The organism is Microvirga sp. 3-52 (genome assembly GCF_018383585.1).
Taxonomy (GTDB): domain Bacteria; phylum Pseudomonadota; class Alphaproteobacteria; order Rhizobiales; family Beijerinckiaceae; genus Microvirga.
This window is the reverse complement of sequence record NZ_JAHAMK010000001.1, coordinates 352,698-365,062: the sequence shown is the minus strand read 5'-3', so window position 1 is coordinate 365,062 and position 12,365 is coordinate 352,698. Positions and strand designations below refer to the sequence as shown.

Sequence of the window (12,365 nt, the reverse complement as noted above, 5' to 3'; positions counted from 1 at the left end):
GGGAGCCGTGCGTACATCCGGCAACGGCTCCCGCCTCCTTGACCGGTCGCCGCTGCAACCGGATTGGTTCATCATACCTCAGACCCGATCAAGGGTGACGGTGCATAGGGGGTATGGGATCTGCTCCGATTGAGGGCGCTCTCCCGTCCGAGGCATAGGCCCGATGCCCAAAAGACGCTTGCGCCATCGCCCTGGCGCGCTATGGCATGCCGGCGCACGCCGAATGGAGCCGACATGTCCGAGATGTTCTCTCTTCAGAAAGACAAGATTCGCGTTCTTTTGCTCGAGGGGGTGAACGACAGCGCTGTCGAACTGATCAGGAGCGCCGGCTACACGAACCTGACCTCTCTCAAGACGGCCCTTGACGAGGATCAGCTGGTGGAAGCGTTGCAGGGTGTCCATCTGCTGGGCATCCGATCCCGGACCCAGCTGACGAGCAAGGTTCTAGAGGCTGCGAACAGGCTGATCGCCGTCGGCTGCTTCAGCGTCGGCACCAACCAGGTCGACCTGGAAGCCGCCCGGCATGCGGGCATCCCCATCTTCAACGCCCCCTTCTCCAACACCCGAAGCGTGGCCGAACTCGTCATCGGCGAAATCGTCATGCTGCTGCGGCGCACTTTTCCCAAATCGACCGCAGCCCATAACGGGCGATGGGACAAATCAGCCGTCGACAGCCACGAGGTCCGCGGTAAGACACTCGGCATCGTCGGCTACGGCAATATCGGCTCGCAGCTCTCATACTTGGCCGAGGCCATGGGCATGCGGGTCATCTTCTTCGATCAGACCGACAAGCTTCGCCACGGCAATACGGAGCCGGCCGACAGCCTCCATGCCCTGTTGAACCAGAGCGATGTGGTCAGCCTGCATGTTCCCGAGACGCCGGCCACTCATGGCATGATCGGCAAGGCCGAGATCGCCGCGATGAAGAAAGGTGCCTATCTCATCAACAACAGCCGGGGCACGGTCGTCGATCTCGACGCGCTCGCCGAGGCTCTGAGAAACGGCCACTTGCGTGGAGCGGCCGTGGACGTATTCCCCGTCGAGCCTGCCTCGAACAAGGAGGCTTTCGTTACGCCCCTGCAGGGGCTCGCCAACGTTATTTTGACACCTCATATCGGAGGATCGACGGAAGAGGCGCAGGAGCGCATCGGTGCCGAGGTTGCGAAGAAGCTTGTGGAGTATTCCGATGTCGGCACGACGGTCGGAGCCGTCAACTTTCCCCAGGTTCAGCTCCCGTCCCGCGCCACCGGCACACGCTACATCCATGTGCATCGGAACGTGCCTGGAATTCTCGGGCGCCTCAACAATGCCTTCTCGCAACGCGGCCTCAACATCACGGGTCAGCATCTGCAGACGGATGGCGAGATCGGCTATGTCGTGATCGAGGCGGAAGGGCTGCCCGAGCAAAGCCGCGAAACCCTCGGTGAGATCCGTGCCCTGGAAGGGACCATTCGGGCGCGGCTGCTCTATGCAAGAGGATAACCTGTCTCGTCCGCCCAAGAGCTTCCTGAAGCATTTGCGCTGAAGTCATGGTACCGTCGGTGCCTTCCTGTTTAGAGGGAAGAGCGCAGGTTGGCGGGAGCAGACGTGGGAACGTGATTGTTGATGTTCAGGTAAAGTTGCGTCGTATCCTGCGGCAGACGGTGTCGAAGTTCAGCCGGGTGACAGGACTGCCCAGGATCACCGCGGATGAGTCTGAGGCCAGGCTTGGTCAACGGACTCTCACGAAGGCCGACGCTCATCCGAAGGAACCGGATCGTGTATTGTCCGCGCTACATGCCGTCAGCGAGTCGCTCCGGCACCACGTTGCCGACGACTTTCATCCCCTTCCTCCCTCAAACATCGAAGACTTGGGACGCCCGATCGACATGAACGCTTCCGTGGATACTCTGGCCGAACAGATGCTGACCCTGGTCGAGATCGTTTCGGCCCAGGAAAGGGACATCAAGACCCTCAAGGAGCAGTACCGCCGGCTCGAGGAACACGATCAAGCCATCGCCGTCGCCTTCTCGACATTCTTCCACGTCCTGTCTGCGAGCCGCGTCGCCAAGCTGAGCGAGATCGCCCATATCCTGCACAACATCATCAAGATCGCGGAACAGGAGGGCCGGCCGCCCGCGTCCATCAAGTTCCTCCAGGATCTCGCAGACATGCTCCCGGGCGATCAGCGCTGAAGAGCGATCGGCATTCCCGATGAAAGGGCGCGTGATCTCCCTGATACTGTGGAGGTTGGCGCCAAGCTTAACCATCCATTAACCATGCTCCTTCACCTTGAGGAAGCCGCCACATTGGCGCTGCCGGATGTTTCGGCCTGTGCATTTCGCTTCACCAACACGGCCCGTTCCCCACCGAAGCACCAGAGGCGAAGGAGGCTGTTGATGTCGACGGACAGGGCTGAGGCCGCGGTGGAACTTGCGATCGCCGAGCATGTCGCCAGTTCCTTTCAAAGAAACGAGCGAAACAAGGATGGGGCGGTTGTTGTCCAGATCCGCAACCGCATCACGGGCAACTTTCAATCCAGCCCGTGCGGGACCGAACAGGATAACCATCCGCCTGCGCTCGTGGCGTTCTACCGCCGCATCGCTGCAGCTTTCGTCCCAATTCCGCGAGAGCCCGAAACGCCGGAACGAGCAGCGCGCCTGACGGATATCGAAGCGGCTCTCGGGAACCTGCGCAGCGCTCTTCCCTCCGTCGCGCAAAGGTCCAGAATGGACCACGCCAAGGCTCACCTTCTGATGGAGCGACAGCAATTGCTGGTGAAGAACGGGCTGACGGAAGGCTTTGGGCGGATGGAAGCATGGATTCTCTCCATCGCGTTTCTGGGCTTGGTTCTGCTTGATGCGGTGAGCATCCTCTGGGCCCTGCCCTTTCTCGGCCTCAGTATTGGCAGAGCCTGGTATCTCGACCGGCAATGCAAGCGCCGTCTCAAGAAGATCGCGGACATCGATGCTCTGATTGATCGCATCGCGCGGACAGCCTGAACGACGGAATTCGCCTCATGGCTGCTTCAGAACCGCCGATGCGATCGCGATGTCCTGAACAGCCAATCCTGAGAAGGTCGATACGGTAATCTGGTCCGGTTTCACACGCCCCTTCGCCGTTTCCAGAACGATCTCGCCGATCTCGATCACTCTGTTCATAGCATTGATATCGACCCCGAAGGCGCGCCCCAACTCGCCGCGCGACCGGGCCTGGACCCTGCTGTCAGTCACAACAGCGTCGGCATTACGGATGATCGTCTCATCGAGTTCCTGCTTGTTGGCGCTGTCGGCCCCGATGGCAGTAACATGAGTGCCTGGGTGAAGATCGCTCCATTGGAGCAGTGGCGACGGGCTTGCGGTTGCGGTGACGATCAGACGGCAGCGAGACGCAACCTCTGACGGCGATGATACGATCTCGACGGAAAAGTCCTTGTCCTGCATCCGTCTCGCATAGGCCGATGCACGCTCCGGATTGCGCCCCCAGACCACGATGTCGCGGCAGGGCCGCACGGATTGCAGCAATTGCACCTGCAGGTCCGCCTGTATGCCGCAGCCGAGAACACCGATCGCATCGACTCTCTCGGGAGCGAGGTGCTTTGCAGCAACCGCGCCTGCAGCAGCCGTGCGCAGATCCGTCAGCCGCCCCCTGTCGTTGAGCACCGCGGCCAGCTCGCCCGTCTCCTTTCTAAAGACGAGAAGGAGGCCATCGCTGCTGCTGAGGCCTCTTTCCGGATTGTTCCAGAATCCGGAAGCAATCTTGATCACGTAGGTATCGCTTCCAGTCAGATACCCGTACTTGATATGAACCTCGCCCGGCGGATCCCTGAGGAGCAGTTCACCGGGTGTCGGCACCACCGCCTCACCACGGGAGAAGGCCGCGAATGCACCCTCCATCAGGCCGACCAGATCAAGGCCTTTGAGGCGCTCCTCGATTTGCGGAAGATCGAGAAAGGCGATCGGAGAGGCAGCCGCCATCATGCTCACTGGCCTAACCGTTCAGGACAGAAAGAATCTTGTCGCGATCGAAATTGGCTCCGCAAAGAATCACGATGCTTGTCTGCCCCTTGCAGCGATCCGCAACCTTGAGGAACCCTGCCAGGGCAAGAGCCGCCGCGCCCTCGACGATCTGGTTCTCCCTGAAGGCCAGGTCCCTGAGGGCGTCGGCAATTTCCGCTTCCGTGCATGTGACGACCTCGTCAATGACGGAGAGTGCAAGCGGCAGCGTGATACTGTCCTCGTCCATGCCTCCGGCGACACCATCGGCAAGTGTGTCGAAATGCTCGGTTTCGACCACGCACCCTGCTGCCATGGATGCTGCAAGGGCTGCCGAGTTTTGAGCGGCCACCCCGTAAATCCGCATTCGCGGGCTGAAGCTCTTGAGCACGGATCCGATGCCGCCGATCAGACCGCCTCCGCCCATGGCAACGAAGACATTGTCGATGCTGTCGGCCTGTTCGAGCAGTTCCAGTCCGATGGAGCCCTGTCCTGCGACGATCTCGGGATCGTTATAGGGTGAGACATAGACGAGGCCGCGGGAAGCAGCCTGCTGCTGTGCGTAAAGCTCCGCCTCTCCGCTCTCGGCGCCGTGCAGGATCACATCCACGTTGAAGGAGCGGATCCGTTCGAGCTTTGCCTGCGAAACGTTCTCAGGCAGCACGACGGTCAAGGCCTGCCTGGTCGACGCAGCAGCCTGTGCCGATGCGATGCCATGGTTGCCGGACGATGCCGTGATGACGCCCCGGTCGAGCCCGAGCGCTGTCATCTTGCTCGCAGCACCCCGGATCTTGAAGGAGCCGGTGAGCTGAAAGTTCTCGGCCTTGAAGAAGACGGAGGATCCTCTCTGAGGGCCGATCTGGCGGGACGGCAGCAATGGCGTCTCGAAGATATGCTGGCGAATACGCCGACGCGCCTGAACCGACCGTGCAGCGGTTTCGAGAACGATGCTGTTCATGGTGTCACCCCGTTCATCGGAAAGACGTCGTTTGACTTGATCTCCGATCTCATTCCGGCTGCCCGCTCCGCAAACCTCCGAAAGAGCGCCGCGGAGCATTCGATCATGGCCTCGAACTGTTCGATGATGATGTTCTCGTTCGGCGAATGTAGCATGGCCCCGTGATGGGTAAGTCCGATACCCACGATATCCGCGCCGAGCTGCTCGACGAAGGGATGCGCCGTGCCGGAGGCGGGCGAACTCGGCTGCACGATGACGGGTCGCTCAAAATGTTTTTCCAGGATCTCTCGGGCATCCTGAATGAACCAGTGATCTGTCGACGACCGGACAGGCTTCACATTGGCGTCGTGAACGATGAGCTCGACATCCTCGAAGCCGAGCCGGTCGAGATGAGCTCGTAGGAGACGTACAACGTGCTGCGGATCCTGATCCGGCACGACGCGGAAATCGATTTTGACGGAGCCCTCGGCCGGAACCACGGTCTTGGCGCCCTCGCCGGCATAACCGCCGGAAAAGCCGTTGACGTTCATGCACGGCTCGAAATTCATCGCCGCATAGAAATTGGCCTCATCGATGCCGTCCAGAACCTTCTGTCCGCCCGTTGCCTGAACCAGGCTGTCGAACGAAAATGGAGGCTTGGCCGCGACATCGAGCCCGTCCTGCGCAGGCTGCCGAACTGCATCATAGAAACCCTCGATCAGAACGCGGCCCGACCCGTCGCGCAAGGAGGCCGTGGCGGCAGCAAGCCGCCACAATGGGTTGTCGAAGACCGCACCCAGGCTCGAGTGCAGATCGGCCCTGGCCGTCCGGCAACGCAGCTCGACGGCCATCACGCCCTTGAAGCCGCAGAGGACGATGGGGCGGCCGGTGGAGTCGATCTCGCCATATTCCCACCAGCAGACATCGACCTTCTCATCCTGGAACCGTGTCTTCAGGAATGTCTCGAGCGATGGGCTGCCGATCTCCTCCTCGCCGTCGATGAGCCAGATGAATCGGAAGGGCAAAGGTCCGGGATGTTCTTCGCGGAACAGGCGCCAGCCCTCGAGGCGGCTGATGAACTCCCCTTTGTCATCGGCAACGCCGCGTCCATACCATCGCCCATCGCGTTCGCTCAGTTCAAACGGAGGACTTTTCCACAATGGTGCTGGGTCCTCGGGCTGCACGTCGTAATGGTTGTACACCATGACGGCCAGGGGACCGTCACCGATCTCGGCGACGACGAATGGGCCGATTTCCCCAGCGCAGATCTCCGTCCGAAATCCAGCCGCGACGAGCAGGTCGCGAACGGCATGGGCGCATTCGGAAAGGCATTCCCCCCGCGCACTCACCGATGGAATGCGGACAAGGCGCCGGAGATCCTCTCTTGCCCGCACCAGGTGTTCAGACGGTAGCATCGTCTATGCTCTCTGGGCTAAGCCATGCCGGGAAAGGAATGCGTCCAGACGGGCCAATCCTTCCACCAGATGCTCGGTCTTCACCCCGATGCCGATACGGACGTGGTTTTCAACCCCGAACCAGCTTCCCGCAACGACGAAGACGCTTTCCTCTTCCCTCAGCTGGTTCGATAAATCTTCTGACGGCATGTCGAAATCATAGCGAAGAAACGCCATACCGCCGGCATCAGGGCGCTGCCAGGACCAGCGATTCCGCTTCTCGACCCAACGCTCCACGATATCGGCATTCTCGCGCAGCAGGGCTCGCCCCCTGGCCAGAATGCGTTCGCGGTTCTTCGGCTCCATGACGGCAGCCCCGAGGATCTGGCTCAGAATTCCGCTTCCGATGGTCGTGTAATCCTGCCGCTTCGCCGCTTCCTCGACCGCGCCTTCAGGTCCGACGATCCAGCCAAGACGCAGTCCCGGGCACGCGAAGGACTTCGACAGACTGCTGGTGACGATGACGCGAGGATAGTCGCCATAGAAAGTCTCCGTCTCCGCCCCGTCGATCTCGCCGCCGCGATAGATCTCGTCGACGAGAAGCCAAGCGCCTGATCCCTGCGCTGCGTCCAGAAGAGCCTCGCGGCTCCGGCGCGACAGAACGGCTCCGGTCGGATTGGCGGGATTGGTGACGGAAATTAGCTTCACGCCCTCCATCGCCTTCTTCAGAGCTTCTGGATCGACCTGCCAGCCCTGATCGGCCAGCAGAGGAAGGCGCTGGATGGACATGCCCAAGGCGCGTCCGAGTCCGTCCACCTGCATGAAGTTGGGAACGGCAAAGAGTACCTTGTCGCCGGGATCGATCATCGCCATCAGCGTGATCATCGTCGCTTCCGATGAGCCGTTCGTCACCAGAACGTTGGAGGCAGAGGCTCCGGAATACCAGGTCGCAATCGCGGCCCTGAGATCCGGCCGCCCGTCCGTCCAACCATAGCCGAGGGGCTGACGCAGCAGAGCCTGGGCCTCGTCCCCCGGCAGGATCTCTTCGATGGTGCAGGGATGCACCCCGCTCTCCGTGAGATTGATCTCGACGCCGTTCTCAAACAGCGTCTGGTTTCGCTCCATCAGGAAAGTATCGAACTGCACCCAAATGCTCCAATGAGGTATGGCGTCGAGGCAAGCTTAGAGAACCTGCCGCGCCACAGCATCGTCATGGCAGCCGGCAGAGGCGGACCATGGCAGACAAGGAATTAAACGGTCAAGTCCAACTTGGACTATGAAGTCTAATAATCTAATGTTAGAGCCCGGATAAACTGTCCTACGATGCGGGGATCGCCATGAAGATCGAAGAGTTCACGCTCGAGCGCATTCAGTCGCTCTACGAGAATACGGTTGAGTACAACCTGTCCGACAGCGGAGTGCACCCCTATTCCCTGCGCGAGCTTCTGACGCCGGAGCAGCAAAGCCAGGTGCTCGACGTGGAACTCGGCTATGGCTGGACCAACGGCCGCGTGGAGCTACGGCGGGCAATTGCCAGCCTTCACCCCGATCGCAACGAGGACCACGTAATCGTCACCAACGGCTCGGCCGAGGCGAACTTCCTTCTCGTGATGTCGCTCCTGGAGCCTGGGGACGAACTTGTGGTCTTCGTTCCGAATTACCTGCAGATCTGGGGCTGGGCCCGCGCCATCGGTGTGACCGTCAAGGAGGTCCTGCTGCGCGAGGAACTCGGGTGGACGCCGGATCTCGATGACGTGCGCAAGGCCATCTCGCATCGCACGAAGATGATGACGATCTGTAACCCCAACAACCCCACCGGCAGCGTTCTGTCCCGCGAGACGATGGACGGTCTCGTCGCGATCGCCCGCCATCACGGCATCTACCTCCATGCGGACGAGGTCTATAAGGGCGCGGAGCTCAATCAGGACGAGCCTCCGAGCTTCGCCGATCTCTATGAAAAAGCCATCATCACGAGTGGCCTGTCAAAGGCGATGGCACTTCCGGGCCTGCGCATCGGCTGGCTCGTCGGTCCTGCTCAGGAAATCTACGCCTCCTGGCAGCGCAAGGACTACACCTCGATCACGACGGGCGCCGTGAGCGAGTTCGTGGCGGAGATCGCCGTGCAGCCTGCCAAGCGGCAGGAGATCCTCGCCCGCAGCAAGCGCATCCTGCGTGAGAACCTTGCGCTGCTGCAGCGCTGGGTCGATGCCAACAGCGACCTTTTCTCCTTCGTGCCGCCCGAAGCCGGAGGCATGGCCTTCATCCGCTACGCCATGTCGATGAACTCGACCGAACTGGTGCACCGCCTGCGCGAAGAGCGCGGCATCATGCTTCTGCCAGGCGACGTCTATGGCATGGATCACTACATCAGGATCGGAATCGGGGCACCCGCCCATCATCTTGAGGCAGGATTGGATCGGCTTGCGTCCTTCGTGCGTACAGGGCTCAAATGAGCCGGACGCGCAAAGCCGACGCCACGGTGACGCTCGCGCCGGAACTGGCGAGCTATGCGCCTGTCTGCGATGCCATCGCGCTGCTCTTCCAACCCTATGCGGAGGTGGTGCTCCACGATCTCTCGACCGAGACTGTGGTCTACCTGTCCAATCCCTTTTCCAAGCGGGAGCTCGGTGAGCCGTCTCTCCTGCACGAGATCGACTTCAAGCCGTCGGACATCATCATCGGACCTTATGAGAAGGTGAACTGGGACGGGCGGCGCATCAAATCGGTCAGTGCTGTCCTGCGCTTAGCAGAAAAGGCCGTCGGCATTCTCTGCATCAACATGGATGTTTCACATTTTCACGCCGTGATGCAGACCCTGACTGCGCTCGTTGCCGTGCCTCAATCCCCCGAGAAGCCGGCCTCGCTGTTCAAGGAGGACTGGCACGAGCGCATCAACGAATACATCCAGTCATGGATCCGCGCACGCGGCGTCACCATCGCAGAGATGAGCCGCGCCCAGAAACAGCAGCTTGTTACCGATCTTGCCGGCGATGGGGCCTTCGGCGGGCGCAATGCAGCGGCCTATATCTCGCGCCTGCTGGGTCTGGGCCGCGCAACGGTCTACAACTATCTTAAAAAAGATCAGTCCTGAGGCGGGAGAAGCGCATCGCGCACGGCCTGCCAGCTTTCCTTGTCGGGCGCGCTGATGAGACCGCCGCCGCGATTGACAGGGCGGTAGGGCGAACCGTCGAAATGCGCCGTGTAGCCGCCAGCCTCACGATGGATCAGCCAGCCTGCCGCATGATCCCATGGCATCACGCTCGACGAGAACGAGAAGTGAAGGTAACCGGCCGCGATTTGGCGATAGGTATGCGCCGCGCAGCGGAGATCGGCCGCCATAGCGACCTTCGGCAGATTTCCCGTCACTATGGGGCGAACGTCCTCGGGCAGATAACGCCATGAAACGTTGCCCGCCATCTGCGCCAATGGCACCGGCGAAGAAACCTGAAGCGGACTGGTGCTGCCGTCCGGGCGCTGAGTCCAGGCACCTTCTCCGCGAACCGCCATGGCCCAATCGTCAGAGATCGGATCCAGGATCACCCCGCAGACGATCTCGCCCTTCATCGCCACGGCGGCCATCACGCCGAAGAGCGGCAGGCCTGAGGCAAAATTCAAGGTGCCGTCGACGGGGTCGAGAATAAACGCGAGATCGGCCTCGCCGAGTCCGTCGAGCAGCCGCGCATTTCGGCTGACACCCTCCTCCCCGATGACGATAGCCGCCGGAAACCGGCGCAGGAGCTCGGTCTCGATGACACGCTCGGCCGCCTCATCGGCATCCGTTACAAGATCGAGCTGCGAGGACTTCGTACGGATGGCGTCAGCCGACAGGTTCCGGAAGCGCGGCAGGATCTCGGCTTGCGCCGTTGTTCTGAGAATATCCGCGACGGCGAGTGCGTCGGCTCGGGTGAAGGTCATGGGTTTTCGGTGTCCTGCGTCTCGATAGCGTATCAGATCATCTCAAGCGGGCGCTTGCGCTCTGGCGGGGGAAACTCTGCATCGATGGCCTCAAGATCCTCCGGATCGAGCCGGATCTCAAGTGCTCGATGATTATCCCGCACGTGGCCGGGACTGGAAGCCTTCGGAATCGCAATCACATCCGGCTTTTGGAGAAGCCAAGCCAGAGCAATCTGGAACGCGCTTGCTCCATGCTTCCGTCCGATCTTTTGTAGAACACCACCACGCGGAAGCCTGCCCTGTTCGATCGGGCTGTAGGCCATGAGCGGCATACGATGCTCGGCCATCCAGGGGATAAGATCGAACTCCGGACCTCGGCGTGTCACATTGTAAAGTACCTGATTGGTGACGCAGTTCTCTCCTCCACGAATTTCAAGCAGTTCTTGCATGTCGTCGACATCGAAGTTGCTGACGCCCCATTGGCGGATCTTGCCGGAGCTGCGAAGCTCCTCGAACCCGGCGATCGTCTCCTCCAATGCCACACCTCCACGCCAATGCAGCAGATAGAGATCCAGCCGGTCTGTCTTCAGGCGCCTGAGACTGCGCTCGCAGGCCTGCACGACGCCAACGCGGTTCGCATTATGGGGGTAGACTTTGCTTACGAGGAAAAGCCGTTCCCGCTGTTCTACAAGAGCTTCGGCGATGAGCTCCTCTGCGGCGCCCTCGCCATACATTTCGGCCGTATCGATGAGCGTCATCCCAAGCCCGACACCGACGCGAAGCGCTTCGATCTCCTGCCCCCGGCGGCTTGCCGTCTCGGCCATCTGCCACGTTCCCTGCCCGAGGGCCGGCACGGTTTCACCACTTGGCAGCGCGACTTTCAGGCTCATGTCTCAATCTCCACCTGAGGATCGATGCCCGTTCAGGAATTGCCGGATTGTGGCGAGAACGACGCAGCGGTCAGCGCAAAGCACTCGCTTCCGTCCGACGACGGTTACTGCAGGCGGGGCCCCTTCATGAAGCGGCCCCGGTCAGCAGACCGAACGGTCACATCGAACATGTCCCCTTCCCGCTCAAGTGTCAGCGGCACGTCGACGCCGGCGGCGCCCAGGGCCCAGATGGCGCGATAGAATTCCGCCAGGGATGTCACGGGCTGGCTGGCAACCGCATGGATCTGATCCCCGGCCCGCAACCCCGCCCGTTGTGCTGGCGCATCACCGGCCAAGCCGATGATCGTGAGCTGGTCGTCCTCTGCCTCCGCAACATAGAATCCGAGCCAAGGCCTCGGCTGGCTCTTGGTCCGCCCGCGGGTCAAGAGATCATCCAGGATAGGTTTCAAGAGGTCGATCGGCACGCTCATGTTGAGGGGCACCACCGTGCCGCCGGAAGCCTGATGCTGGAGTTGGAGCGAACCGATGCCGACCAGATCCCCACGCGGCCCGATCAAAGCCGTTCCACCCCAGTTGGGATGGGCCGGCGCGGTAAAGATGGCCGGATCGATGAGATATTCCCAATAGCCGGCGAATTCCTGGCAGGCGACGACCTGTGCGGCGAGGGAATGGCTCTGTCCTCCGCTGCCCCCGATGACGACCTGATCGCCGGGTTCCAGATGGCGGGAGTCGCCGAGGGCCAGCACCGGCACGCCCAGGGGTTCGAGCGCCTGCACCAATCCGAAACCGCTCTCATAATCGTAAGCAAGGACATGCGCCTGGACGACCCGGCCCTTGTTGGTGGTCAGCCAGACCTCCTCGGCTTCGGCAATCAGGTAGCCGATAGTGACGACAAGGCCATCATCCCGGATGACGACACCCTGTCCTGCCCGTTCCGTACCGAGCGTCTCAGCGGTGAACGCATCGTCGGAAACCCGTGCCCGAAGGGAAACTACGGCGGCCAGAGCATCCTTGAGGTCATACCCGAGGGTTCTCGGATCAGGCTGGTACTCAGGAGGGATTTCCCATTCGTCGGGTGATTGCATGAAATGCTCCTCAGACTCCCGGCAGAGAGTCTGCACCCATTCAAAATGGCAGGAAATGCGAAGCCTTCAACAGGCCTCCCCCTTTTGACGCACAAAAAGCCGTGATGCCTGTATCGGCTCGATCAGACGTCTAACCATAGGGTCCATTCCCGGAGGTGCTTTAGGGATCAAACCTTTGTCCCTCCGGCGGC

Annotated in this window: 12 protein-coding genes; 5 read left to right on the top strand and 7 right to left on the bottom strand. The window is 61.1% G+C overall.

Annotated elements, in window-relative coordinates:
- Nucleotides 1-234 precede the first annotated feature (234 nt).
- From serA to KHP60_RS01685, 3 genes are all read left to right on the top strand, one after another.
- Complete coding sequence (gene serA / locus KHP60_RS01695) at nucleotides 235-1,482, top strand: phosphoglycerate dehydrogenase (protein ID WP_213561797.1); 1,248 nt, start codon at nucleotides 235-237, stop codon at nucleotides 1,480-1,482.
- Nucleotides 1,483-1,868: 386 nt separating this feature from the next.
- On the top strand, nucleotides 1,869-2,174 hold the full coding sequence (locus tag KHP60_RS01690) for a hypothetical protein (protein ID WP_213561796.1): 306 nt from the start codon (nucleotides 1,869-1,871) through the stop codon (nucleotides 2,172-2,174).
- 204 nt (nucleotides 2,175-2,378) lie between these two features.
- Nucleotides 2,379-2,981 (top strand): hypothetical protein, encoded by a 603-nt coding sequence (locus KHP60_RS01685; RefSeq protein ID WP_213561795.1) that lies wholly within the window; start codon nucleotides 2,379-2,381, stop codon nucleotides 2,979-2,981.
- 15 nt (nucleotides 2,982-2,996) lie between these two features.
- On the opposite strand, the gene KHP60_RS01680 is transcribed toward KHP60_RS01685, so the two are convergent.
- Genes KHP60_RS01680 through KHP60_RS01665 form a run of 4 tightly spaced genes read right to left on the bottom strand, consistent with a single transcriptional unit; the run spans nucleotide 2,997 to nucleotide 7,451 of the window.
- Complete coding sequence (locus tag KHP60_RS01680) at nucleotides 2,997-3,956, bottom strand: ornithine cyclodeaminase family protein (RefSeq protein ID WP_213561794.1); 960 nt, start codon at nucleotides 3,954-3,956, stop codon at nucleotides 2,997-2,999.
- A gap of 13 nt (nucleotides 3,957-3,969) precedes the next feature.
- On the bottom strand, nucleotides 3,970-4,932 hold the full coding sequence (locus KHP60_RS01675) for a pyridoxal-phosphate dependent enzyme (protein ID WP_213561793.1): 963 nt from the start codon (nucleotides 4,930-4,932) through the stop codon (nucleotides 3,970-3,972).
- A complete protein-coding gene (locus tag KHP60_RS01670; RefSeq protein ID WP_213561792.1) occupies nucleotides 4,929-6,326 on the bottom strand; it encodes a M20/M25/M40 family metallo-hydrolase in 1,398 nt (465 codons plus the stop codon). The genes KHP60_RS01675 and KHP60_RS01670 overlap by 4 nt, the downstream gene beginning before the upstream one ends.
- 3 nt (nucleotides 6,327-6,329) lie before the next feature.
- Complete coding sequence (locus KHP60_RS01665; protein ID WP_213561791.1) at nucleotides 6,330-7,451, bottom strand: aminotransferase class I/II-fold pyridoxal phosphate-dependent enzyme; 1,122 nt, start codon at nucleotides 7,449-7,451, stop codon at nucleotides 6,330-6,332.
- Between the two features lie 191 nt (nucleotides 7,452-7,642).
- On the opposite strand from KHP60_RS01665, the gene KHP60_RS01660 reads away from it, so the two are divergent.
- On the top strand, nucleotides 7,643-8,758 hold the full coding sequence (locus tag KHP60_RS01660) for an aminotransferase class I/II-fold pyridoxal phosphate-dependent enzyme (protein WP_213561790.1): 1,116 nt from the start codon (nucleotides 7,643-7,645) through the stop codon (nucleotides 8,756-8,758).
- On the top strand, nucleotides 8,755-9,396 hold the full coding sequence (locus tag KHP60_RS01655) for a transcriptional regulator (protein ID WP_213561789.1): 642 nt from the start codon (nucleotides 8,755-8,757) through the stop codon (nucleotides 9,394-9,396). Before KHP60_RS01660 ends, KHP60_RS01655 begins: the two co-directional genes overlap by 4 nt.
- Here KHP60_RS01655 and KHP60_RS01650 read toward each other — a convergent pair.
- The 3 genes from KHP60_RS01650 to KHP60_RS01640 all read right to left on the bottom strand — a co-directional run bounded on the left by KHP60_RS01650 (nucleotide 9,387) and on the right by KHP60_RS01640 (nucleotide 12,174).
- Nucleotides 9,387-10,220: an inositol monophosphatase family protein gene (locus KHP60_RS01650; protein ID WP_213561788.1), complete on the bottom strand. Its 834-nt coding sequence runs from the start codon at nucleotides 10,218-10,220 to the stop codon at nucleotides 9,387-9,389. The genes KHP60_RS01655 and KHP60_RS01650 overlap by 10 nt on opposite strands.
- A gap of 32 nt (nucleotides 10,221-10,252) precedes the next feature.
- The gene (locus KHP60_RS01645; RefSeq protein WP_213561787.1) at nucleotides 10,253-11,089 is read right to left on the bottom strand and encodes an aldo/keto reductase; all 837 of its coding nucleotides are present in this window, start codon (nucleotides 11,087-11,089) and stop codon (nucleotides 10,253-10,255) included.
- 104 nt (nucleotides 11,090-11,193) lie between these two features.
- Nucleotides 11,194-12,174, bottom strand: coding sequence for a S1C family serine protease (locus tag KHP60_RS01640; protein ID WP_213561786.1), 981 nt, complete (start codon nucleotides 12,172-12,174; stop codon nucleotides 11,194-11,196).
- Nucleotides 12,175-12,365: the final 191 nt, after the last annotated feature.